Raw genomic sequence first — 26,636 nt, 5'->3', positions numbered from 1 at the left:
GCGATGCCCGACGACTCGACGTCCTCCCCCACGGAGGAGCTGACGCCCCTGCAGCGGGCGGCCCTGGCCATCAAGACCCTCCGCGCGAAGGTGGAGGGGTTGGAGCACGCGCGCTCGGAGCCCATCGCCATCATCGGCATGGGGTGCCGCTTCCCTGGGGGCGCGGACACGCCGGAGCGGTACTGGGAGCTCCTGCGCGCGGGAGTCGACGCGGTGGGGCCGGTGCCCGCGGACCGCTGGGACGCGCAGGCCTATTTCGCCGAGGACCCCGATGCCGCGTGGAAGATGGTCGTGCGCGAAGGGGGCTTCCTCTCGCAGCCCATCGCCGCGTTCGACTGCGAGTTCTTCGGGCTGTCGCCACGCGAGGCGAGCTACGTCGACCCCCAGCAGCGCTTGATGCTGGAGGTCGCGTGGGAGTCGCTGGAGGACGCGGGCATTGCCCCGGGCTCGCTGGCGGGGAGCGACACGGGCGTGTACGTCGGCTTCCTCAGCAGCGACTACGGGCGCGTCCCGTTCAATGCGCTGCCGACGAGGGACCTGCCCTACATGGGGACGGGGAACGAGCTGAGCTTCTCGGCGGGACGCGTCTCGTATGTGCTGGGATTGCAGGGCCCGTCCATGGTCGTCGCGACGGCGTGCTCGTCGGCGCTCGTCTCGGTCCACCTCGCGTGCCAGGCGCTGCGTCAGGCGGAGTGCTCGCTGGCACTCGCGGGGGGCGTGAACCTCATCCTCCATCCGGACAACAACATCGTCCTGTCGAAGATGCGGGCGCTGGCGCCGGATGGGCGCTCGAAGACCTTCGATGCGTCCGCCAACGGGTACGGGCGAGGTGAGGGCTGCGGCGTCCTGGTGCTCAAGCGGCTCTCGGATGCGCTGCGGGACAAGGACCGCATCCACGCCGTCGTCCGGGGCTCGGCGGTGAACCACGACGGGCCCAGCGGTGGGCTGACGGTGCCTCATGGGCCCGCGCAGGAGAAGCTGCTGCGCAGGGCGCTGAGGTCCGCGAGCCTCTCGCCGTCCGACGTGCGCTACGTGGAGGCGCATGGGACGGGGACGCCGCTGGGAGACCCCATCGAGCTGCGGGCCCTGGACGCGGTGCTCGGGGAGGGGCGAGGTACAGAGGCGCCGCTCCTGGTCGGCTCGGTGAAGACGAACCTGGGCCACCTGGAGTCGGCCGCTGGCGCCGCGGGGCTCATCAAGGTCGCGCTCTCGCTGCGCCATGGCGCCATTCCTCCGCACCTGCACCTGCGCAATCCCAACCCGGCCATCGACTGGGAGCAGCTGCGGCTCCGGGTGCCCACGGAGATGACACCGTGGCCCGCGGGGCCCCGGGTCGCGGGCATCAGCGGGTTCGGCCTCAGTGGGGTCAACGCCCATGTCCTCGTCGCGGAGGCCCCGCCCGAGGCCCCCAGGGGCCCGGAGGAGTTCCCGAGGCCCGTCCACGTCCTGGCGTTGTCGGCGAGGAGTCCGGAGGCGCTGGGGGCGCTCGCGCAGCGCTACGACGAGGCGCTCGGGAGCGCGGAGCTGGCCGCAACGCCCGTGGAGGATGTGTGCTTCACCGCGAACACGGGGCGCACCCATTTCCAGTACCGTCTCGCCGTGCTCGGGGACTCGCACGAGGGCCTGCGCGAGCAGCTCCGCGCGAGACGTGACGTGCAGCGCGTCCAAGGCGCTCCCCGCATCGCGTTCCTGTTCACGGGACAGGGCTCGCAGTGGCTCGGGATGGGCGAGGAGCTCTTCCGGACGGAGCCGCTCTTCCGTCAGACGCTGCAGCGCTGTGACGAGGTGCTGGCTCCGCTGCTGGGACAGTCGCTCCCCGGGCTGCTGTACCCGTCCGAGCGCGACGAGGCCGCCCGCGCGCGACTGGACGCGACGGGCTTCACGCAGCCGGTGCTGTTCGCGCTCGAGTACGCACTGGCGCGGGTGTGGATGTCGTGGGGCATCGTCCCTGACTTCGTGATGGGGCACTCCGTGGGCGAGCTGGTGGCCGCGTGCGTGGCCGGTGTCTTCACGTTGGAGGAGGGTCTCCAGCTCATCGTGGCGCGCGCCCGGTTGATGCAGTCGCTCCCCTCGGGGGGCGCGATGGCCACCGTGTCCGCGGACCCGTCGATGGTGGAGGCGCTGCTGCCCCGGTACGCGGGACAGGTCTCCATCGCGGCGCTCAACGGTCCGCGCAGCGTCGTCATCTCGGGTCGCGAGGGCGCGGTGCGCGACTGTCTCGGCGAGCTGGACAAGCAGGGCAAGCGCGGCTCGCTCCTGCGTGTGTCCCACGCCTTCCATTCGGCGCTGATGGACCCCATCCTCGACGCGTTCTCGCGCGAGGTGGCCAAGGTCCGCCTCCAGCCTCCGGCCATCCCACTCATCTCCAACGTGAGCGGTGAGGAGGCCCGTGGTGAGCTGCTGGAGCCCCGGTATTGGGTGGAGCAGCTCCGGGGGCCCGTGCGGTTCGCGCGGAGCGTGGAGACGCTGAGCCGGGCGGGGGTCCAGGCCTTCGTGGAGGTGGGGCCCAGGCCGACCCTGACCGCGATGGGGCAGGCGTGTGTCTCCGGGGAGGGAACGCTCTGGTTGTCGAGCCTCCGGCCGGAGCGCTCGGATTGGCGGCAGATGCTGGAGGGGCTCGCCTCGCTCTATTCGGCGGGCGCGACGGTGGATTGGCTCGGGCTGGATGCAGGCCGGGAGCGACGCAAGGTCTCGCTGCCGGGGTACCCCTTTCAACGCAAGAGGCACTGGATGGAGCTGGCCGGCACGGGGTGGGATCGTCAGGGCGTGCGAGCCCGGAGCACCGCGGGCGTCCACCCGCTGCTGGGGAGCCGACAGGACTCGCCGGCCCGGACACGACAGTTCGAGTCCTCGCTGGGGGCCTCCTCGCCCGCGTTCCTTCGGGACCACGCCGTATACGGACAGCTCGTCGTGCCGGGAGCGGCGTACGTGGAGATGGGGCTCGCCGCGGGTCTGGCGCTGTTCGGAGCGGACGGAGGCGTTGTCGACGAGCTCGGCTTCTCCCAGGCGCTCTTCCTCCCTGACGAAGGGGAGCGGCGCGTGCAGTTGCTCTACACGCCGGAGGGAGACCGCGCGGGGCGGTTCGAGATCTTCAGCCAGGAGTCGACGGCAGGTGAGCCCGAGCCGTCATGGACCCTCCATGCCCACGGCAGGCTCCGCGCGGCGACGCGAGAGTCGGGTGGACGTGTCGACCTCCAAGCGCTGCGGACCGCGCTCGGCGCCGAAGTGGCCGTGGATGGCTACTACGACAAGCTGGGCAAGGCGGGTCTCGCCTATGGCCCCAGCTTCCGAGCCATTCGCGGGCTGTGGAGTGGTGGGAGCGAGGTGTTGGGGCAGCTCGCCCTGGCCGGTGGGGCCGTGGTGGATGCGGAGCGCTATGTCCTTGTGCCCGCGCTCCTGGATGCCTGCTTCCAGATGGTGGGGGCCGTCCTGGAGGAGGAGGGCGATGCCGCCTATCTGCCGGTCGGCGTCGGAAGGGTCCAGGTGCGGAGAGCGGGGGCACGTGAGGTCTGGGCGCACGCGCGGATGTCGCGTGACGAGGAGGCGAAGGGGTCCGGCTACACGTGTGACCTGGAGCTGGTCACCGCGGAGGGGGAGCTCGTGGCCGTGGTGGAGCGGCTGCGACTGCAGCGTGTCGGTCGCGACGGATTCCTGGGAGCAAGGAGCAAGCGCTTGCAGAACTGGCTCTATGAGCTGGAGTGGCGGGACGCTCCGTCAGTGGCGGCGTCCCGGTCTGTCGGTTTCGGCCTCATCCTCGATGACGGGACAGGGGTGGGGAGCCGCCTCGCGGAGGGGCTCCGGGCACGAGGCTGGCGCGTGGAGACGGTGGCGCGAGAGCGTGCCTTCGACCGCGAGCGCGCCGAGGCGCTCCTCGCGATGCGTGAAGGCCCGGCACCGGTGCACGTCATCGACCTCTGGAGTTTGGATGGCGCGGGGACCGATGTGCCCGGTGCGGCCTTGGAGCACGGCACGCGGGTGCTGGAGCTGGTGCAGGCCCTCGTCCGGGCCCCGATGGGGTCCACGTCGCTCTGGCTCGTGACACGAGGGGCGCAGGCCGCTGTCGAAGGAGGGCCGCTCTCCGGACCCGCGGGCGCGGTCCTGTGGGGACTCGGCAAGGCGATTGCTCGCGAGCATCCGGAGCTTCAATGCCGCCGCGTGGACCTGGACCCGAGTGCTCCCGAGCACGAGGTGGAGCAACTGCGGGACGAGCTGCTCGGCGGGAGCGAGGAGGAGGTGGCCCTTCGAGGTCGGAGCCGCCGCGTGCCACGACTGGTGCGCAGCCGTCGACTGCGGCTGTCGAGCGGCGAGACCGAAGCCTCGCTGCGTCCGGATGCGAGCTACCTAGTCACGGGGGGGCTCGGCGGGCTGGGGCTCGCCGTGGCGGAGCGACTGGTGGAACGTGGGGCGCGGCATCTCGTCCTGCTGGGGCGAAGGGCTCCGGGGGAATCTGCACGCGCGCGACTGGCGGGACTGGCGGAGCGGGGCGTGGAGGTGCGGACGCTCTCGTGCGACGTGTCCGTGGCTTCCGAGCTCGAGCGTGCCCTCGAGGGATGTCAGCCGCCCATCCGTGGCGTGGTGCATGCGGCGGGTGTCATCGACGACGGGCTGTTGATGCAGATGACGCCCGAGCGGTTCGCCAACGTGTTCGCCGCGAAGGTCTCCGGCGGATGGAATCTGCACCGTGTGTTCCAGGGGGCGGCGCTCGACTTCTTCGTCCTCTTCTCCTCGGCGGCGTCGATGATTGGCTCCGCCGGTCAGTCGAGCTACGTGGCCGCGAATGCATTCCTGGACTCACTGGCGCACCTGCGTCGTGCCGAGGGGTTGCCCGGCCTGAGCCTCGACTGGGGCGCCTGGTCCGAAGTCGGCGCCGCCGCGGAGGAGTCACTCCAGCGGCGCATGGAGCAGCTGGGCTTCGGCGTGATTCCTCCCGCGGACGGGCTGCGCGTCTTCGAGCAGGCGCTGGGGTTGGGAGGTCAGCTCGGCATCCTGCCGGTGGACTGGGCCGTGCTCGGGCGCCGGGGGCGCGCCGCGCTGTACGAGGACTTCGTCGCGCAGCCGGGGCCGGCCGCGAGCGAAGACCTCCGGGCGAAGCTGGAGCGCCTGCCGCCCGCCGAGCGCCGAGCCGAGCTGCGCGTGCACGTGGGCGGCCTGGTGAACGGTGTGTTGGGGCGACCTCTGACGGAGGCGCTGGACCCGGGCCAGGGCTTCTTCGACCTGGGCATGGACTCGCTGATGTCCGTGGAGCTGCGCAACGTCCTCCAGCGAAGCCTGGGCGTCTCGCTGCCCGCGACGGTCGCCTTCGACAACCCCACGGTGAACGCGCTCGTGGACCATCTGGCCAGGGAGGTGCTGGGCCTGCCGGAGCAGGCGGCACCCGCGAGGGAGCGGGTCGAGGACGCGGACCTGGAAGCGCTCCTGTCCGACGTGGATGACCTGGCCGATGGCGACGTCCAGGAACTGCTGCGCCGTCGCCGCTGACCCGAGCCCTTCGAGGACACCATGACGACGGATTCCACCCCCCGCCTCAGTGACCTGCCGCCACTCAAGCTGGCGTTGTTGGCGCGCAAGGTCGAGTCGAAGCTGTCGCTGGCGTTGAGCGAGCCCATCGCCATCATCGGGATGGGGCTGCGGTTCCCTGGCGGCGCGGACACGCCGGAGTCCTTCTGGGAGTTGTTGAAGGAGGGGAGGGAGGCCATCACTCCCATTCCTTCTTCGCGCTGGGATGTCGACGCGTACTACGACCCGACGCCGGGGACGCCGGGGAAGATGTACACGCGGCATGGTGCCTTCATCCGAGGGGTAGAGGACTTCGACCCGCAGTTCTTCGGCATCTCTCCGCGAGAAGCGTCCCGGATGGACCCTCACCAGCGATTGCTCCTGGAAGTGACCTGGGAGGCGCTGGAGCGCGCGGGCCTGTCGGCGGCGGACCTCAAGGGCAGCTCCACGGGCGTCTTCGTCGGCATGATGAACGAGGACTTCTCGCACCTGATGACGGATGCGACGCAGATCGACCTGCACACCGCCTCGGGCTCGGGGTTGAGTGTCGCGGCGGGGAGGCTGGCCTACAGCCTGGGACTGCAGGGGCCGACGATGGCCGTCGACGCGGCCTGCTCGTCATCGCTGGTCACGGTGCACCTGGCATGTCAGAGCCTGCGGACGCGCGAGTGTGACCTGGCCCTGGCCGGTGGCATCAGCCTCATCCTGTCGCCGCTGACGTCCGTGGTGAACTGCGCGATGCGCATGCTCTCCGCGAAGGGGCGGTGCAGCACGTTCGACGCCTCGGCGGATGGCTTCGTGCGAGGCGAGGGCTGCGGGATGCTCGCGCTCAAGCGACTGTCGGACGCGGTCGCGGACAGGGACCCCATCCTGGCGTTGCTGAGAGGCTCCGCGACCAACCACAGCGGTCAGTCGAGCGGTCTGACCGTTCCCAATGGCAATGCGCTGGCGAAGGTGATGCGCGCGGCGCTGAAGTCCGGCGGTGTCGAGCCCGAGCAGGTGGGCTATCTGGAAGCCCATGGCACGGGAACGGCCATCGGGGACCCCATCGAGATGGAGGCGCTGGGCCGCGTCTTCGGGCCCGCGCACTCGCGAGAGGCGCCGGTGGTCGTCGGCTCCGTGAAGACCAACATCGGCCATACCGAGGGCGCGGCGGGGGTGGCGGGCATCATCAAGGTCGTGCTCGCGCTCCAACACGAGGAGATCCCCGCGCACCTGAACCTGGAGACGCCCAACCCCAACATCCGCTGGGATGCGCTGCCCGTCGTCGTGCCGCGCGAGCGCATGCGCTGGGCGCGAGGGGCGAAGCGGCGAATCGCCGGAGTGACGGCGTTCGGCTTCAACGGGACGAACGCGCACGTGCTCGTCGAAGAGGCGCCCCTCGTCGAGTCCGCCCCGATGGAGGTCGCACCGTCACCCCAGCTGCTGCTGCTGTCGGCCCGCTCCGCGCCAGCGCTCCAGTCCCTGGCGCGGCGCTACGTGGAGCACTTCTCGACGGAGACGGCGCACCGGCCCTCGTTCGGGGACGTCTGCTTCACGGCCAACACGGGCCGGGTCGCGTTCGCGCATCGGGTCGCTCTCGTGGCGTCGAGCGACAGCGAGGCCCGCCAGAAGCTCACGGGCTTCATGCAAGGCGACCAGGTGCCAGGTGTGTGGACCGGCTCCGGGCGACAGCGGCCCCGTCTGGCGTTCTTGTTCGCGGGCTGGGCGTGGGAATGGCACGGCTGGGGACGAAGACTCTTCGAGTCCGAGCCTGTCTTCAGAGAAGCCATCCTCCACTGCGAGGGCGCGCTGGGCCGGCCTCTGGTCCCGGGGCTCTTCTCCGTGCGAGGGGCGGACTCGGGCCCGCTGGGACCAGGCCTCACGCTTCCGGGGATGTTCGCGGTGCAGTGTGGACTGGTTCAGCTGTGGAGGGCGTGGGGCATCGCGCCGTCGGCGGTGTTGGGCGTCGGCGTAGGAGAGTACGCGGCGGCCTGTGCCGCGGGTGTGCTCACCTGGGCGGATGGAATGGCGCTCGTGGCGACGCTGGGTGAGCAGCTCGAGCGCGCGGCCCCTGGCGCCGAGCTGAGGGTCGAGCAGCCCGAGCAGCTCTCGGATGTCCTCCCGAGGTTTCCGGACGTGTGCCTGTTGGGGCTCGATGGCGAGGGGCGCGGCATCCTCTCAGGCACTCGCGCGGCCATCGAAGCGGCGCGAGCGGAGCTGCTCGAGCAGGGGATTCATGCCGAGTCGCGCGACACGTCACACGCCCTCACCCTGACGGCCTGGAGCGCCGCGCGCGAGGCGGTGGCCGCGGCGGCGCGCTCGAAGGTGCACGAACGACCCCGCGTCCCCTGGCTGTCCGCGCTCACGGGAAAGGTGATGGAGGCGCCGAGCGCGGAGTGCTGGCGAGAGCGCCCGGGGGCCCCTGGGCAATGGCTCACCGCGATGGACGCGTTGAGGGGGCACGGGGTGAGCGGCTCTCTGGACGTGGGCCCCGGCGCGGGCTGGATGGCCCTGGGGCTGCGTGTCCGTCCCGTGCCAGCGCACCCCTGGTTCCCCAGCCTGCGTGCACCTGACGATGACAGGACCGTGCTCGTCGAGAGCCTCGCGGGCCTGGTGGCCGCGGGGGCCGAGGTCGCGTGGTCGGAGGTCTATCGGGACAGGGCCCACGACAAGGTGGTGCTCCCGACGAGCTGCTTCCAGCGCAGTCGGTACTGGTTCGATCGCCCCGCGACGCCCGAGGTGCCCACCGCCTTGCCAGGAGGGGACCTGGAGGCGTTGGCGGGACAGCTGGACCTGCTCGAACAGCTCACGGACGAGCAGGTCCAGGCGCTGTTGGAGGGCCAGCAGCGAAGAGGCTGAGGGGCGCTATCGCTGGGACGCCTGCGCGCAGGCCTGGACCATGGCTGTGATTGCGGACAGGGTGGCGAGGTTCTCCACGCGCATCGCGTCCGCGGGGATGGTGATGCCGTATTGCTTCTCGATGAAGCTCATCATCCGCGCTGTCTCCAGCGAGTTCAGGATGCCGAGCTCGAGCAGGGGAGTGGAGGGCAGGAGCTCCTCCGCCTCACCTTCGAGAATCTCTTCGGCGATGTACCGGGTCAAACTGGCGAGAAGCTGAGTCTGATTCACGGCGTCGACCCCCCATGAGCAGGCAGGGTCGACGGTAGAGCATGTGCCGTGGACCCACCAGCACGTCATGGGTTTCCTCGTGCACTGCATGACGCGAGGGCCGCAGCGCTACGGCTGGGCCGTCGGAGCCGTCGCGGGCTCGGCGGCCTTGTTGTCCGCGCCTTCGATCTTCACCTGCTCCAAGGCCGCGTCCTTCACTTCGATCTTCGCCTTCGACTTCAGGCCGTCGATGAAGCCCTCCATCGCCTTGGAGCGGCGCTCACCCAACAGGCGCGCCTCGATGCGCGGCCGGGCCTGCTCGAAGGACAGGTCCATTCCCACCTGACGGCTCTGCAGCTTCACCAGGTGGAAGCCCTTCTCCGTCTCCACCACCTGGCCGATGTCCGCCGGCGTCTTCAACCCGAAGGCCGCCTCCGCCAGCGTGGCGCCCCAGCTCTGCGTCAGCTCCTCCCGGCTGCGGAAGCCCAGGTCTCCACCCGAGGACTTGGAGACGGGGTCCTGCGACTGCTCGGACGCGGCCAGCTCGAAGGCGCTCTTGGTGGGGCCCGCCTCCTTGCCCTTCAGGTCCGCCAGGAGCTTCGTCGCCGCGGTGCGCGCCTGGGCCCGCCTGGCCGCGTCGGCCTGCGGGGCCTCCAGGAAGATGTGGCTCACCCGCACGCGCTCGGGCCGGACGAACTCCGACTGGTGCTCCTCGAAGTACTTGCGCAGCTCGGGCTCGTCGAGCTTTCCGGCCGCCGCCTCCTGCTGCTTCCGGAGCAGCTTCTGCACCATCACCTTCTCCACCGTCGCCTTGATCTCCGGGTCGTCCTCCAACCCCTGACGTCGGGCCTCCTGCACCAGCAGCTCGAAGCGCACGAGGTTGTCGACGAACTCCTTCTTCTTCTCGAGCGTGGCGTAGCGGTTGCGAACGAACAGGGGCTGCTCGTCCAGCTTCGCCTTCACCTCGTTGGCGGTCAGGTTGCGGTCATTGATGACCGCGACGACGGGGCTCGAGTCCTGGGGCGCCTGCTTCGCGGGGCCCGCGCTTCCCCCCTCGCAGGCGGAGAGCGCGAGGACGGCGAGGGCGGCGGAGAGGACTCGGGTTCGGATGGAGCGCGTGTGCATGGGTGGAATCAACCTCGGGGCCTTCACCTTGCGTGTGGGAGCTCCGCGTTCTCGAGCGGAAGCCGCAAGCAACGCGTGAAGCGACAACCAAGAAGTGGCGCTGAATCGTATATCCAACATGGCGCAAGGTGCGAATCCCGTCGTTCCTCGTTTTGGGTCCAACGGGCGGAAGGAAAGCGTCCCTCCAAGGACGATACGGACGCGTCGGGTCCTGCTGGTCGCGTGGGCGCTGTGCGCGGCCTGCACGAAGCCGGCCCCCGTCGCGAGTCCCTCCCACGCGGGGGAGGGCCCCGTCGTGGGCCGCTTCGATGGTGGCGTGGTGACGCAGGCGGAGCTGGCCGAGGAGTCGGCCCGGCTGCCCTCGCCCCTGCGCGAGCAGTTCGAGCGCCCCGCCGGTCAGCGCGAGTTCGTGCGCTCCATGATCGACAAGCGCCTGTTGGCCCAGGAGGCCCGGGTCCGTGGCCTCCATCAGAAGCCGGAGATCCACAAGCAGGTGCAGGCCCTGGAGGAGCGGCTGGTCATCCAGGAGCTGCTCGCGGCGGAGGAGAAGGCGGTGGGCACGCCGGGCGAGCAGGCGCTGCGCGAGTACTACCAGCAGCACCGCGACGAGCTGGCCCAGCCCGAGCGGCTGCGGCTCGCGCGGGTGCAGGTGGTGGTGCCGCCCGCGGCGACGGCGACGCAGCGCGCCCAGGCGAAGCAGAAGGCGGAGCGGCTGGCGCAGCGACTGCGGTCCGGCGAGGCGCTGGAGAAGGTGGCGGCGGACGGGGATGGGCGCAGCGGGGAGCTGGGGTGGGTGGCGCGGGGAGACCTGCCGGACCGGGAGCTGGAGAGCGCGGCGTTCGGCTTGAAGAAGGTGGGAGACACCAGCGCGGTGGTGGCGGAGGCGAAGGGGTACTCGGTGGTGCGGCTGCTGGAGCGCCGGGAGGCGAGGGTGCCGGCGTTCGAGGAGGTGAGGGCGGAGGTGGAGGGGCGGGCGCTGCCGCAGTGGAAGCGAAAGGTTCTGGAAGGATTGCTGGCCCGGCTGCGTGAGACGGGCTCGGTGAGCATCGACATGCCTGGGACGCCCTGAGGGCGCAGGCGGGAGGGGTTGTGCATCTCTTTGTCTCGGACGGCTTGGGCGCCGTCGACGGCGTCGTGTGCCCTGAAGACCGAACCGCGCTGCGCCCGGGGCTCCGGCGCGCATGGCGTTGCTGCGCGTGGGTGTTGCTCGCGCTCACCCTGGGCGCCTGCCAGGACGAGAGCCTCGTCGCCGAGGTCGGCAAGCGCGACATCTCCAAGGCGGACGTCTCCGCGCTCATCGCCTCGCGCAGCTCGCGCGAACGCCCCACGTCGGGCGAGGCGCTGGACGCGCTCGTCGAGCGCTCGCTGCTCGCCGAGGAGGCCCGTCGCTCGGGGCTGCATGAGGACGCGGCCGTCCAGGCTCGCCTGCGCAGCGCCGAGCGCGAGGTGCTGGCCCATGCGCTGCTCGACAAGCACCTGGCGGAGGTCACCACCGAGGCCCGGCTGCGGGAGCGCTACGCGGCGACGCGGGAGCAGCTCGGCCGCCGCGAGGTCCACGTGCGGCAGCTCCTGGTGCGCGTGCCTCCGGGCGCGGACGACGAGACGCGGGCCCGGGCGCAGTCGCGGATGAACGCGCTGTTCGCGCGGCTCGCGGGCGGTGAGCCCTTCGAGAAGGTCGCGAGCGAGACCTCCGAGGAGACGGTGAGCGCGGCGCGAGGCGGAGACCTGGGGCCGGTGCTCGAAGGCCAGGTGGACGACGTGTTCTTCACCGAGGCCGCGCAGCTCTCCAAGGGCGAGCGTTCGCGGCCGTTCTCCACGGCGTATGGCCTGCATCTGCTCGAGGCCGTCGCGGACATGAAGACGGTGGTGCCGACCTTCGAGGAAGCGCGGGGGCGGCTGGAGTCGGACGCGCGGCGTGACGCGCAGGCGCGGCTCATGAAGGAGCTTCGTGAGCGCATTGCCGTGAAGACCCACCCGGAGCGTCTGGACGCCGCCGCGTCCGTCGCCACGAGTCAGACGGGCAAGGAATAAATTCCATGAATGGTCGTGGCGTGTGGGTGGTGGCCCTCCTCGGCTTGTGGCTGGGGTGTGGCCAGGAGCGGTCTCGTCCCGAGACCTCCGCCGCGAGTGATGCGCCTCGCGTGGAACAGGTCCGTCAGGCGGTCGCCGGAGATGCCTCGCCTCCGACCATCGTCGTGAGCGGGGTGGCGCCGGACGCCTCGGTGAAGGTGCCGCCCACGCTGTCGTGGGTCGTCACGGACCAGAGCGCCACGCGCGTGGAGGCGTGGCTGGACGGCAACCCCGCCACCAGCGGCGTGACGGTCTCCAGCCAGGGCGCGCACACGCTCGTCGTCCGCGCCACGGACACCATGGGGCTCACCACCACGGTGACGCGGAGCTTCCGCCTCGACACGACGGCGCCCGTCGTCACCGTCTCGGGGGTCGACGCGGGATGGGAGCGCGACGTCCCGCTCACCATCACCTTCAGCGCCACGGACGACACAGGGACGCCGCCCACGGTGGTGGCGACCCTGAACGGCCAGCCCTTCACCAGCGGCACCACCGTCTCGACGGTGGGCTCCTACACGTTGATCGTCACCGCCACGGACGCCGCGGGCAACGCGACGACCCGGGAGCTCCACTTCATCCTCGACTGGACGGCGCCGGTGGTGGCCGTCAGCGGCGTGGCGAACGGCGGCCGGTATCCCAGCGCCGTCATCCTCTTCAGCGTCACGGATCTGACCCTGGACACCGTCGTCTCGACGCTCGACGGCGCACCCTACGAGCAGGGGACCACCATCTCTGCCCATGGAGCCCACACGTTCCAGCTCACCGCGAAGGACCGCTTCGGCCGCACGTCCATCGTGACGCGCAACTTCTTCGTGGATGCGCTGGGACCCGTCATCACCATCACCGGGGTCCACGAGGGCTTCATCAGCAAGCTGTCCTCGGTGGTCATCCACTTCAGCGCGACGGATGACTCGCGAGGTCCCGTCGACGTGCGCGCGCGGCTGAATGGCGAGTCGTTCAACAGCGGGGATGCCACACCCATCTGGGGCAACCTGACGCTGGAGGTCACCGCCGAGGACGACCTCTTCAACCTCTCCCGTGAGGTGGTGAACTTCATCCTCGACCCGGTGCCCCCCGTCCTCACGGTGACGGGCCTGCCGAGCAGCCCCGTGGTGGATGTCGAGGAGGTGGTTCCCAGGTTCGAGGCCACGGACTCGCTCACGAGCGTGTCGATCTCCGCCACGCTCAACGGGAATCCCATCGCGAGTGGTGACCCCATCACCCTGCAGCGGCTGCACACGCTCATCGTGGAGGCCACCGACCAGGCCGGAAACGTCACGCGGCAGGAGCACACCTTCACCATCGACCGGACGGACCCGTCGCTGACGGTGACGGGCGTGGAGGAGGGGGGCCGCTACGCCGCGCCGGTGGCCATCACCTTCTCCGCCACCGACGCGAACTTCCTCTCGGTGACGGGGACGCTGGACGGAGCGCCGTACACGTCGGGTGACCCCATCACCACCCATGGGCCCCATGTCTTCGTCGCCGTCGCGCTCGACCAGGCGCAGAACCGCACGGAGGTCCGGCGCGAATTCCGCGTGGACGCCCAGGCCCCGGTCATCACCATCACGGGTGTCTCCGAGGGTCTCATCACGAAGGAGACGGTGACGCCGAACTACACCGTCACCGATGAAGGCACGGTGACGGCGTCCGCGACGCTCGATGACGCACCCTTCGAGCGTGGGACGCCCGTGACCGGGGAGGGCCCTCACACGCTGGTCGTCACCGCCTCGGACGACCTGGGCAACGAGGACTCGCGGACGGTCTACTTCACGGTGGACCGCTCGGCCCCCGTGGTGACGCGGGTGAGCCCCGCGGATGGCACCAGCACCCCCCAGGAGAGCCTGGAGCTGGTGCTCCAGGTGACGGACACCTGGTCGAACGTGACGGTGGAGCTGGGGGCCACGGAGCTCTCCCCTGGCGGCGACGGGCGCTATCGGACGTCGCTGGCGCTGGTGGAGGGGACGAACCTCTTCGAGGTCGTCGCGACCGACCAGGCCGGCAACGTCACCCGACATGCCGTCTCGCTGATTCGCGACTCGAAGAAGCCCGAAATCATCGTCACCGCACCGGAGGACAATGTCCAGGTGGCGGAGCTGTTCACCGACGTCATCGGCCGCGTCGTGGACGCGTCCTCGGTGACGCTCACCCTCAACGGGGCCCCGGTGACGCTCGTGTCGGATGGGAGCTTCTCCCACCGCGTGACGCTGACCGCCGGAGTGAACACGTTGACGCTCGTCGCGACGGACGCCCACGGGCACGTGGAGACGGTGTCCCGCACCGTCCGCGTCAGCGCCACGAAGCCCACGCTCGTCGTCACCTCGCCCGCGGAGGACATGGTCGTCACCACGGCCACGGTGACGGTGGTGGGCAACGCCAAGGCTGGTGAGCCGCTGGGCACCGTCACCGTGACGGTGGATGGCGCGCCAGCGACCGTCTCGGCCTCGGGCGATTTCTCGCACGTCGTGTCGCTGTCCCCGGGCCAGACGCGCTCCATCTCCATCATCGCGCGCGACAACCATGGCGCCACGGAGGAGGTCGTCCGCACGCTCACGCGCGCGGAGGCGGACGGTGGGTCGCCGGACGCGGGCGCTCGCCCGGATGCTGGCGGTGGCGCGTCGAGTGATGGCGGGACGGCCTCTCCGGATGGTGGCGGCCAGGGTTCGCCCCAGGACGCGGGGCCCGGCGTGGAGCCCGACCCGATGCTGGTGGTCGAGGCGCCGGTGGAGGGCGGCGTGTACGGCGGCGCCCGCTTCGTCGTCAGCGGTCATGTCGAGGGTGGAACGCTCCCGCTGCGCGTCACCGTGCAGGGCGTTGGCGTGGCGGTGAACGGGCGCGACTTCACGGGCGCGCTGACGCTCGATGATGGAGACCACGACCTCCAGTTCAAGGTGACGGATGCCCGGGGGCGCAGCCACACCCAGACGCGCGCCGTGGCGGTGGACCGAACGCCGCCGCACCTGGTGCTCACCGAGCCCACGCCTCCCGAGGCGTGGAATCGCCTCTCACGCTCTCCCTACCTGCTGCAGGGCACCGCCGGAGACCGGCACCTGACGGAGGTGCTGGTCAATGGCACCCCCGCGCGCGTCATCGCGGGCGCGTTCAGCGCGTACGTGCAGCTGGTCCCCAACACGCCGACGCCGGTGGTCGTCACCGCGTCCGACGTCGTGGGCAATCGCAGCCAGCGGTCCGTGGAGCTGACCCTCCGGGGCGGCGCGCCGCGCGTCACCATCCTCGAGCCCGCGCAGGGCTCGGAGTCCGAGGACGCGGTGGTGACGGTGCGCGCCCGCGTCGAGAGCGCCGCGCCGCTGCGCGAGGTGCGCATCGGCACGAGCACGGTGACGTCGACGACGGACGTGTACACGGCGGAGGTGCCGCTGTCCCACGGGGAGAACGTCATCCACGTGACCGCCGAGGACAGCCAGGTTCCCGAGGGCGAAGCCAGCGGCATGGTGGGCTCGGCCAGCGTCACCGTGCGCTACCTGGAGGCGAGCAAGGCCCCGCTCGTGGTGACGGGTGTGTCGCCCCGCGCCGGTGAGCAGGGCGTGGAACCCGACGCGCTCATCAGCGTGTCCTTCAACAAGCCCATCCTGGGCACGGGCCTGTCGGAGCGCTTCCTCGTCCGTGTCCAGGGGCAGTCCACGCCGCTGCCGGGTGGCTACTCGGTGGTGCCGGGCTCCCAGACGGTCTCCTTCATCGCGAGAGATCCTCTCCCCGAAGGGGCCCGCCTGACGGTCGAGGTGAAGCAGGGCCTGGCGCCCGAGACTCCGCCGGGCATGGGGGGCGACTTCTCCAGCGACTTCACGGTGCGCAGGCCGCTCACGCGCGTGCGCGGCTACGTCGTCGACGCGGACTACCGCCCGCTGCCCGGGGTGAAGGTCGCGATGGAGGGGACGAGCCTCTCCACCGTGACGGGCCCCGACGGCAACTGGACGCTGTTCAGCCCCCGGGGTGGGGAAGTGGTGATGCGGTACGAGGGCGGCCTGACGTCCGAGGGCGCCACGTACCCGAGCCTGCGTCGACGCCTGTTCGTCAACCACGAGGCCGACACTCTGGACGCGCCCCTGGTGCTCACGGCGGTGGACATGGCGTCCGCGCAGGTCGTGGACGCGCTGCACCCCATGGCGCTGCGCTTCGCGGACCGTCAGCCCGACCTGCACATCGACGTGCCCGAGGATGGGCTCTTCTTCGAGGACGGCATGACGCGTGGGCTCGTCACCGCCACGGAGCTCCAGCCGTATGCGCTGCCGCTGCCCATGGATGGACGCGCGGCGCTCGGCGCGCTGTGGCAGATAGGCCCCGCGGGCGTGCGGCTGCAGAAGACCGTGTCCGTGACGTTCCCCAACCGCGCCCAGCTCCCCGTCGGACGGCTGGCCCTGGTGCTGGGACATGACCCGCAGCGCCACGTGCTCAAGCGCGTGGGCTTCGCCCAGGTGTCGCCGAACGGCAAGACGCTGGAGCCGCTGGCGCCGCTGGGGCTCACGTCGCTGGAGTTCATCGGCTACGTGCCGCTCAACGACGAGCAGCATGTCGCCGTCGCCCAGGCGCTGGGGCTCTCTCTGCCGGATGCGGGCACGGAGGAGGGCGAGGGATTCCAGGGCTCGAGGCCGCGGAGCACTCCGACCGAGCCGCTCTGGAAGAAGTTCATGACGAACTTCATGGTGACCCAGGCGCATGCCCAGCTCGGTGGGCTGGACCTGGCGGGGTACAACGCCTTCGACACGATGCTCGGGATGGCCGTGCCCGGCGCGGTGCTGGGCTCGGTGCGCGCGCCGCTGGAGCGGCAGCTCGAGCTGGAGGTGCGTGCGCCCGCGCTGCCCGCGGTGGGACAGCCCGCGTCCGAGCAGACGGTGGCGATGCCGTACACGCTGGCGCTCGACTTCCGCTCGCAGTTCGTCTCCTCGGACCCGTATGACGTCGAGAATCCGGAGACGGTGCTCGTCAAGCTCGTGGCGCAGGGGCCCTCGGGCAACCTGCCCGAGCCCACCGCCGGCGCCTGGCAGTCGGAGGGCGAGGGTGAGGCCGCGCTGGCGCCTCGCGTCGCGCTCCCCGTGGGCAAGACGACGCTGACGCTGTCCGCGCAGTCGAAGTCCACGCACCGCTTGATGAAGTTCGAGGCGGAGCTGGTGGTGGAGCCCTCCGATGGCGGCCCGGCGAGCGCGAAGCTGCGGCTGCGCACGCTGGAGGACACCTTCTCCGAGGCCGGGGACGAGGCGGTCCACAGCCCGGTGCGCTTCAAGAACCTGCGCGTGACGCTCACGGGGCCCGGCAGCGGCTCGGCGGGCACGACGGGTGAGTCGGGCGGCTACGGCATCCCCGTGCCGGGCTTGATGGGCGGAGAGATGGGCATCTCCTGCACCGAGATTCCCACCGGCCCGCGCATGGTGGAGCGCCTGGGCGAGGACGGGGTGATGCACTACACGCCCACGCTCAACCAGTTCCCCGTCTGCTCGCAGACGTACTGGCTGTACCCCGGCAGGACGACGCGCGCGGACATCCTGGTGGACGTGCGCATGCTGTACGGCGCGCTGACGTTCGTGGACCGCCACGGCGAGCCGCTGGCCCTCAACTGCGACCCGGAGGCCCACAGCCAGAAGGCGCCCGTGCAGGGCGAGTACACGGACATCGCGCTCAAGGACGTGAAGTCGACGGAGGTCCACTTCTTCCGCGCCGATGACCTGGAGCATCCCATCGCGACGTTCGCCGCGGGCACGCCCAACGGCGTGGCCTGCACGCAGGGCCCCACGGAGGATTCGCCGCACGGCTACTACGCGCGCGTGCGCACCGGCCCGGCGGCTCGCATCCGGCAGATGGCGCGTGAGCGCTGCCGTGAGCTGGACAGGCAGCTGGGCGGGGCGGATGCCGGTGGGCTGAGCGCCGAGGACCAGGGCTATTACGACGGCAACTGCCGCGACAACCGCACCAACACCCTGCGGCTGAACCCGGGAGACCGGCTGGTGGTCTTCGCGGTGAACCACGCGACGGGCTACTCGGGCATGACGTCCGTCGTCGTGCCGGCCATCAACCGCGTGAGCCGCACGGAGACCGGCGGATGCCAGGCCGACGACGAGGCCGGCGGACCGCTCCAGGTGACGGAGCTGGGCGAGCCGATGACGCTGTCACGGTGCACGCAGACCGAGCTGGGCATCCCCGCGGACCTGAAGCTCTTCCCGCCCGAAATCGATGTCCGCGTGGCCCGACGCATGACGCCCGAGGGTGTCCAGGTCGCCATGCGCCCCACGCTCATCCGGCATGGCGGCGCGGCCACGACGCGCGATGACTTCCTGCAGATGGCCACGCACTGGCGCGTGCGTCAGCTCCCCGAGCCGCACACGGATGGCGGCGTGGTGGATGCCGGCGCGTCCGGTGGCGGCGATGGTGGCTCCTCTGGCTCCGAGTGCACGGACGCGGGCTTCCTGGCCGACGGTGGCATCTGCGAGCCCGACCTCCTGAGAGACCGTGGCGAGCCGGGCGAGGAGCTGGAGCAGTTCTGCTCGGAGCTGCCGCCCACGTCGCCCCAGCGCCTGCAGGGACGGTGCGACACGGGGACGCCGCGCGTGGTGGACGTGCCGCCGGGTGTCCCTCCGCTCGCGGGCCGGCTGGTGCAGGTGACGCAGACGGCGGTGGAGCAGCCGGTGGTGGTGGCCTTCCCGGTGCGCCCGGGTCGCCACACCGCCTCCGTGCAGGCGTCGCTGACGTACCAGAACGAGTCCGGGGCGATGGTGTCGCTCAGCTCGCTGACGCGCGCGAACTACTATCTGCACGTCGTCGGTCACCCGATGTACGAGCGGGACCGGAACGACGACGGCTTCCTGCAGCCGGACGAGGTGAATTCGCCGCCGCCGAACTTCTGCGAGCCCGGCGAGTGCCAGAACCGCGACGGCGAGGTGGAGCCCGACGAGGAGTCGGAGACGAACCCCGACAAGCTGCCCAAGTGGGCGGTGGGGCTGAAGAACGTCTACCGGCACCGCGAGTCGGATGGCTCGGCGCTGGAGCGGTATGACCGCGCCCGTGAGCACGAGTTCCGCGTGCTGGAGCTGGGCAAGGTGACGGTGAGCGCCCGGCCGGGTGACGGGGCGGGCGCCGATGGTGGAAGCCCGGACGCAGGGCGGGTGCTGACGGGTGTGCCGAGGCCCTCGGCCAGCGAGGATGACCTGGCGTACCAGTTCCTCATCGACGGCCTCCAGGAGCCGGACGTGCCGGGCCGCGCGGGCACGGTGAGCGGTGAGTACCGCCTGCGACTGGGCACGGACGACTTCGGCATCGAGTGCCCGGTGGTCATCGAGGGCGGCCGCATCCGCGGCACGTGTGATGGGGAGTTCCTGCCGGAGGTGCTGTCGGCTGCGGACATCCTGTACTTCGAGCTGTACCTGAGCGGGAACGCGGACAATGTGCTGTACCGCTTCAACTTCCATGGCATCTCGCCGCGCACGGACTTCGTGACGGCGGGCAGCGAGGACACGCTGGAGCGCTCCATGGCGCGGGCGACGTCCTCGTCCCCGTCACTGACGGGTCTGTCGTCACCGGAGGTCGCGCGTCCCATCTCCGTCAAGGCGATGGCTCACTTCGCGATTGAACCGGAGACGATGACGAACGGCATCGTCCGGCTGTGCGAGGGGCCGGACTGCAACGCGAACACGCTGCTGAAGGCGGCGGAGCTCAAGTACAGCCGGAACGCGGACACGGGCGTCGGAACGTACGATGTGGTGCGCTACCTCGACGAGGGCAACGCGCGCGTCAAGCAGCCGCTCATCCTCTTGACGAAGCCCGGCGCGAATGGCGCCCGCCGCTTCGCGCTGCCGCTGTCGAACGATTTGGGCCGCATGCACGACATGCTGTCGAGCGGGCGGGAGCTGTTCCTGGTGCTGGAGCCGGAGCCCGGCATCTTCGGCGCGAGCGCGCCGGTGAAGATGGCGCTGGGCGAGCCGGTGGGCCGCTACAGCTTCGTCAACGCGCGTGCGGCGGGTCAGTCGGTGGTGGAGAACGTCAACCTCGCCGGTGGCCACCTGAGCGTCACGCACGAGGACTTCTCCGTGCCGCACCTGGCGGAGTCCGTGAGCTTCTCGCGCACCTTCAACAACCAGCGCAACGAGATGACGCCGCTGGGCGTGGGCTGGTCCCATGCGTACGAGGGCTTCGTCGTGGAGGAGGAGCTCGGGCGCTACATCGTCGTCCTGAGCGGCCAGTCGTATGACTTCCCCCGGTGCGAGACGGTGCTTCGCCAGGACCAGTCCGCGAGCGACTGCCGGACGGACAAGTCGCACGGTGGCAGCCTCACGGTGACGCGCGCGGGCGCGGAGTTCGTGACGCCTCAGGGCATGGTGTTCCGGTTCCTGCGGCCCTCTGTGCTGGACACGGGCATCGCGGAGCAGCGCCGGTGGGTGCTCTCCGAGTACTCGGATGGGTTGGGGCAGGACAGCCCGAAGCAGGGCTGGACGGCGCTGACGTACGCGCAGGACTCGGACCGCGTGCTGCGCGTGACGCGGACGCCCGGGCATGTGTCGCTGGCGTTCGAGTACGAGGAAATCGACGAGGACGAGGCCTCGGAGAAGCTCCAGCTCCTGGCGCGGACGCAGGGACTGAAGTTGCTGTCCGCGGTAGGGGTGTATCGCAACGAGCACCTGCCTGAGGATCCAGAGGACGCGCCTGACTCGGACGACGCCATCCACCGGGTGGAGTTCGAGCACGACAAGTGGGGCAACCTGAGGCGCGCGGTGCGGCGCACGGGCCTGCCGCAGCAGGCGTGGGTGTACGAGTACGCGCCGCTGCCCGAGACGGGCTCGGGGTACAACAAGTGGCGCCTGATCAACGAGCTGCGCACGGCGCGCTACCAGGTGACGGCGGTTCCGGTGCCGGTGCTGGGCGAGCCGACGTTCCACGACCAGTGGGTCGCCGACTACGCGAGCAGCGGGACGTCCCGCACCTACGAGCACGTGCAGTCCGCGGAGGTCATCGACTCGGCGACGAGCTCGGGCAAGGGGCCCCGGCCGTACCAGTACGTCTTCGCGAGCGGCGGCAGCCGCACGGTGACGCGGCCCGATGGCGTGCAGGTGCTCTACACCCTGACGAGCTACGGCAGCGCCGAGAGCGTCACCGTGGGCTCGTTCAACGAACACAAGACGGTGTGGCGCTCGGATGGACAGGTGTCGCCGAAGGAGGTGACGCTGCCCAACCAGTCGAAGCTGGACTACGACATCGACGCGTCGCACCGACTGCTGTCGCTGAAGGTGACTGCGCCTGGGGGCAATGAGTACCAGGGGCCCATCGCCCCCGGCACCCAGGCGGAGGTGGTCCGCCAGACGTTCCCGAACCCGGCCAACCAGAAGTTCGGCATCCCGGACCAGCGCATCACCCCCGCCACGACGGGGACGCAGTCCCTCACCACGCGCGTTACCCCTCAGGGGCAGGTGGAGGGGGTCACCGTCACCAACAGCAACGGGACGACGGCGCGCAACACCGGGACGCGGCGGTTCAAGACGGACGGCTCGGGCGTCCTCGAGTCGGAGACGGACGCGCAGGGACAGGTGACGACGTACAGCAACCCCAACGCCTTGGGGTTGTCGCAGCGCATCGTCGTGACGAACCCGAATGCCACGGATGGGTTGGGGCTGGGGACGCTGACGCGTGAGCTGACGTACGACGACTTCGGCCACGTCACGAAGCTCACGGAGGTGGAGACCGGAACCTGGGAGGAGTGGAGCTACGACAGCCTGGGCCGTGTCACCCGTCACCGCGTGCAGCTGTCGCCCACGCAGGGCTGGGCCTGGACGTACACGTACACGCCCGCGAACCGTCGGGTGACGATGACCGAGCACCTGGATGGCTCCGCGCCCGTTCGCACGGTGGACACCTGGGAGGTGACGGAGGGCGAGGAGTCGACGCGCGGGCTCTTCGAGGAGGAGCGCACGCCTTACGGCGCTCCCGGCCATGAGGCCATCGCGGTGCGCAAGCGGCACCTGCGCAACGGCCGGTGGGTCTCCACGACGGACGCGTCGGGTGTGGAGCGTGAGTACGACTACGACACGTCGGGTCGCCTGCTGGCGGTGCGCATCGTCAACGCCGGGACGACCACCGGCCCCGCCACGGCGGTGGAGAAGAGCTTCTCGGAGTTCGACACGAACGGGAGCGCGCGGAAGATCACGGACCACAACGGGCTGGTGACGCGCATCGGTCACGACTTCCTGGGTCGGCCCGTGTACTGGGACTACACCGGCGCGGACGGACTGAGCGGAGATGCCAGCACCGAGGAGTGGCGCCGAAACTTCCAGGGCGACGTGGTGTCTCGCTCGTTCGGCAACAGCGCTTCCAGCCATGTGCTGGACATCGCTCCGGACGCGCTGGGACAGGTGCGCTCGACGAAGACGAACCTCGCGGGGGGCGCGGCGACGAGCGTCGATGTCACCACGGACTATGACGACCTGGGGCGCGTGACGCGGCAGCAGGACCACGTCATGGAGACGGACGAGCACTTCGAGTATCGCGACGTGCTCGGTCGCCAGACGCGCTACACGCGGACGATGGCGACGGGCTCGGCGCCGCTGCAGCTCGTGGAGACGCGTCGCTACGAGGATGGGACGCATTCCTCCGAGAACCGCCGGAAGGTGACGATTACGCGGACCATCGGTCTGCCGGGCGGCGGGACGCCGCGCACCGAGGTGGAGGAGGAGTACTACGACCTGGCGGGGCGGCTGGTGGAGCAGTCCCGCACACTCTCGGGACAGGTCTCCCGGTGGCGCTACACGTACAACCCCCGGGGCCAGGTGCTGACCGAGGTGGTGCCGACGGATGCGTCGGGCACCGAGACGACGACGTACCACTATGACTCCGCGGGCAACCTCTACCGCAAGAACGAGCCCGGGGACGCGGCCAACCCCGCCGCCGTCACGGAGCTCTTCGTGGACGGGGAAGGGCGCACCGTGCGCCAGGTGGGGCCGCATCCCGATGTGGACTGGCGCTACCGGTACGACGCCTTCGGACAGCTCTCGCGCAAGGAGCTGGTGGCCGCGGGGGAGAACACCGTCGGCGCCACGTGGACGTATGACTATGGGTTGAGTGGGAAGCCGGGCGCGGATGGCTCGGTGCCGGACTCGGCGACGGTGGAGACGGACCCGCTCGGGTACAAGACCTATCGCTACTTCAACGCGCGCTACCAGGTCCTCAAGGAGGTGCGCGAGGACAAGCTCGAGGTCGCCGGTGGCGGGACGAGCACGAGCGGGAACACCCGGACCACGACGTACAGCTACGCGGGGCCCTGGCTGCAGAAGCAGGTGACGACGGAGCAGACGGCGGGTGGCACGGGCTCTCCGACGGTGCTCACGTTCGAGCACAAGAAGTTCGATGACCGGGGCCGCTCGCTGGAGGCGCGCGAGCACTGGCAGCGGGGCTCGGACTCGTATGAGTACGTGACGAAGTCGCCGTGGATGGGGCGCACCGTGACGGTGCTCCAGACGGGGACGATGAGCGCCTCGCCGCCTGTCACGCTGCCTTCGCGGCAGTTCGAGGTGGAGACGAACGGCCTGGGACAGATGGAGTCCCGGACGCAGGGCGGGCTGACGGACACCTGGGCCTATGACGCCGTGGGCCTGATTGCCCGCGAGCAGCCCGCGGGGCAGCCGTCGAAGCGCTACACGTACGAGCAGGGCTTGCTGACCGAGCTCGTCCTGGGCACTGGCGCGGACTCGGAGCCCACCCACCTGGCGTACCGGCAGGACGGTCGGCTCAAGAGCGTGACGGACCCGGCCGAGCGCGTGCGGGCGTACTTCTATGGGCCGCGTGGCCTGCTGGTGCGCGAGTGGTTCGGCAAGGGCGGCGAGTCGACGGAGACGAACCTCTCCTACGACGCGGGTGGCTTCCTCGCCAAGGTGTGGAAGGACCCCGCGAAGCCCGCGGAGGCGTGGGAGTACAAGAACGGCCCGTTCGGTGAAGTGCGCCGGGTGACGCCGCCGGGGCTCGCGGCCTTCAACTACGAGTACGACGCCGCGCGGCGACTGACGGCCATCCAGCGGCCTTCGGGTGGGGTGCCCTCGGAGTCGTTCGAGTACGACTACCTGGGGCGGAGCACGAAGCGGAAGCGCGGGACCTCCGAGTGGGTGTCGTCGTGGGTGAACGGCGTCGTTCATTCGACGAGCCCGAGCAACTCGGAAACGTCGGGTGGCAGTGATTGGGACATCACCGAGACGCTGGTGGATGGCCGGGGACGGCCGGTCTGGAAGGCCATCACCGCTGGGGCTTCGTCGGAGGACCAGCAGGACATCAGCCGTGTGGGCTTTGCCTACGACGCGCTGGACTCGCTGGTGCAGGCGCACGAGACGCGTGGTAGCGGGAACGTGCTGAACCGGTTCAGCTACGACGGACGCGGACGCATCGAGTGGCTCGAGCGCGGCAAGGACCACGCGACGGACAAGGATGACCGGGTCGACTTCACGTATGTGACGGGGAGCGATCTGCTCCACCGGAGCACGTCGGGTCGCGCGGCGGATGGGGCTCGGCTCGAGGAGGAGTTCAGCTACGACGCGCTGGCTCGCATCAACGCCGTGCGGATGCGCGTCGATGGCGTCCAGCAGAGCGAGCGCACCGTGGCGTGGGAGCCGGGTGGGAGTCGGCTCTCGCGTATCGCGGACGGCTCACTCGTCGAGCGCAACTGCTACGACGGCCGTGGTTGGCTGACGTCGGTCCGGGCCACGACGGTGGCGATGGATGTGGAGTGCAGCCAGTCGCCCAGCGCGCCGCGGCTTGCCTTCGAGTACACCTATGATGCTCGCGGCAATCGCATCCGCGAGGACGCTCGACGCCCGGACGCGCTGGGCGCCCTGGTCAACGAGCCGACGGAGTATGGCTATGACCTGGCGGACCGGCTGACGGGAGTCCGTTACCCGGGTGGCGCGGCGGAGCTGTACAGGCTCGCGGCGGATGGAACGCGGCTGGGGGCGCTGTTCGCCACGAGCCACTCCGGCTCGCTGTCGACGGAAGGGTACGACCTGGCGTCGGGGGCGCAGCGGCGCCTGGTGTACGGCTTCGACGGCGCGGGTGGACTGAAGTCCATCGATGACCAGGCGCTTTCGAGCGGACAGCGCGTGGCGGAGTACTTCACGGATGGCTCGGGACGTGTGCGGCGCGAGAAGCGCTCGGACACGGACGTGACGAACTACGACTGGGATGCGGAGGGGCGGCTGGCCCAGGTCCGCGACCAGAAGCCCGGTGTTGGCGGTGCGCCGCCGGTGACGACGGCGACCCAGTACCGCTATGGCTACGACGGCCTGCGGCGGTCGAGGACCACGTCCTCGGGCACCACCCGCTACGTGTGGGCGGGTGAGCAGCTCGTCGAGGAGCAGCTTGTCGGGGGCACGCGGCTGCACCAGGAGGTGCTCGCGGGACTGACGCTCTCTTCGGGTGGAGAGCGCATCGTCCACGATGGACTGGGCAGCGCGGTGGGGCGCGTTGACGGGACCGGAAACCTGACGACGCAGTCCCGGTTCGATGCCTGGGGTGGATACCGGGCGGGCCATGTCCCGGGTGAGAACCAGTCCAGTGTCGGCTTCACGGGGCATGCATGGGACGCGGCGGCGGGGCTCACCTATGCCCAGCAGCGCTGGTACGACGGAAGGACCGGACGGTTCCTGTCCGAGGACTCCGTGGGCGCGGAGGCGTACCTGAATGCTCCCATGGGCATGCAGCCCTGGGGTTATGGCAATGCCAATCCGACCCGATTCACGGACCCGGATGGTCGGTCCTCTTGCTACAGCGGAGAGAGCCACACTGCGTGCGAAGCGCGCCTGGCGTTGTCGGGACGTTGGGGCTCCTCACCCTTCCACCAAGGTGATCTGACCGATTTCCGCGGGCCCTATGAGCGGATGGAGGAGGAGCGGCAGCGGGAACTCCAGAAGAGCGTCCAGGGGGCTTTCCTCGCCGTGGGCGTGGGGATCTCTCTTGCGGCTCCGCCGATCGCTCTTGCAATGGTTGAAGCTGGGAGCATCTCGGGGACAACGGCCGCCACTGGCGTGTGGCTGGTCGAGACAGGGGCAGGAACTGTTTCGGAGTATGGCCTGACCGGCAACGTCACGGCCGAAGGCGTGGCGTTCAATGCCGTGACGGCGGGCTTTGGAACAATCGGGCTTCTGTCTCACGCGGATGCGTTCATGCCATCCCTCGGGTTGACGATGGCCGAGGTTGATGGCGCGGCTCAGGTCGTCGGGGTTGGAAGAGCCGGACGCTTTGTTCGCACCGGGGCCAAGAGCTATCGAAGTGGCGCAGCGGGTCCTGTGATGGACTACATCCCCGCAGGTGTCTCTAGCCGGCTTTCCACCAAACGCTTCGAGCGGTTGCGGAAGAGGTTCGGACTGAGTGGCGTCAAGAGTGTCGCGCCTCGTGAGATGGCCGACGAAGTCTTCGAGGGCACCCGCTTGGGTGGCCGCCTCTACGGCGAGAAGCGGATTGAGCGGCTCAGGGCCTATCTCAACAAGGAGGGTCGCGAGGTCGACTTGATGGTTGGGGACGAGTTCTTGCCCGACAAGAAGGCAGGTGGGTTCTGGGTGAGCCCTGATGAGTCCGTGCGTCCTATCATCTACCTGCGCAGCAATCCCACGGAGTATGAGGTCTGGCACGAGCTGGCCCACTGGATGCACTACAACGAGGTGGGGCGCGATGCGTTCCTGAAGCTGCCACGGAACATCGCCAGCGGATGGCCCACCGAGCAGCGTGTGTTCGATGTTCTCTCGCGGTCGAACAAGTGGCGCACGCACTTCAATGAAGACCAGCGACGCCATGCGCTCAACTATATTGAGGGCAGCGGAGGATATGGTGGGCGAGGGTTGACGGCGGAAGAGTCCGACAAGCTCGGGACCTGGTAGTTCGAGAGG

At 70.1% G+C, this 26,636-nt stretch carries 7 protein-coding genes; 5 read left to right on the top strand and 2 right to left on the bottom strand.

What is annotated here, in order from left to right; translation table 11 throughout:
- Positions 1–3: 3 nt before the first annotated feature.
- Complete coding sequence (locus AC6JA9_RS23545) at positions 4–5,478, top strand: type I polyketide synthase (RefSeq protein WP_497957861.1); 5,475 nt, start codon at positions 4–6, stop codon at positions 5,476–5,478.
- 21 nt (positions 5,479–5,499) lie between these two features.
- The gene (locus tag AC6JA9_RS23540; RefSeq protein ID WP_497957860.1) at positions 5,500–8,337 is read left to right on the top strand and encodes a type I polyketide synthase; all 2,838 of its coding nucleotides are present in this window, start codon (positions 5,500–5,502) and stop codon (positions 8,335–8,337) included.
- 6 nt (positions 8,338–8,343) lie between these two features.
- On the opposite strand, the gene AC6JA9_RS23535 is transcribed toward AC6JA9_RS23540, so the two are convergent.
- Positions 8,344–8,607, bottom strand: a complete 264-nt coding sequence (locus AC6JA9_RS23535; RefSeq protein WP_223747410.1) for an acyl carrier protein — start codon at positions 8,605–8,607, stop codon at positions 8,344–8,346.
- A 108-nt stretch (positions 8,608–8,715) separates the two neighbouring features.
- A complete protein-coding gene (locus AC6JA9_RS23530) occupies positions 8,716–9,711 on the bottom strand; it encodes a peptidylprolyl isomerase (RefSeq protein WP_223747411.1) in 996 nt (331 codons plus the stop codon).
- 295 nt (positions 9,712–10,006) lie between these two features.
- Between AC6JA9_RS23530 and AC6JA9_RS23525 the strand changes: the two genes are divergently transcribed.
- From AC6JA9_RS23525 to AC6JA9_RS23515, 3 genes are all read left to right on the top strand, one after another.
- Entirely contained in the window at positions 10,007–10,780 is a 774-nt protein-coding gene (locus AC6JA9_RS23525; RefSeq protein WP_370640340.1) for a peptidylprolyl isomerase, read from the top strand.
- 131 nt (positions 10,781–10,911) lie between these two features.
- The gene (locus tag AC6JA9_RS23520; protein WP_497957859.1) at positions 10,912–11,742 is read left to right on the top strand and encodes a peptidylprolyl isomerase; all 831 of its coding nucleotides are present in this window, start codon (positions 10,912–10,914) and stop codon (positions 11,740–11,742) included.
- Between the two features lie 5 nt (positions 11,743–11,747).
- A complete protein-coding gene (locus AC6JA9_RS23515; protein ID WP_497957858.1) occupies positions 11,748–26,627 on the top strand; it encodes an RHS repeat-associated core domain-containing protein in 14,880 nt (4,959 codons plus the stop codon).
- Positions 26,628–26,636 lie beyond the last annotated feature (9 nt).

The sequence above is a fragment of the Myxococcus sp. MH1 genome, assembly GCF_059738865.1.
This window is presented reverse-complemented; position numbering and strand designations above follow the sequence as displayed.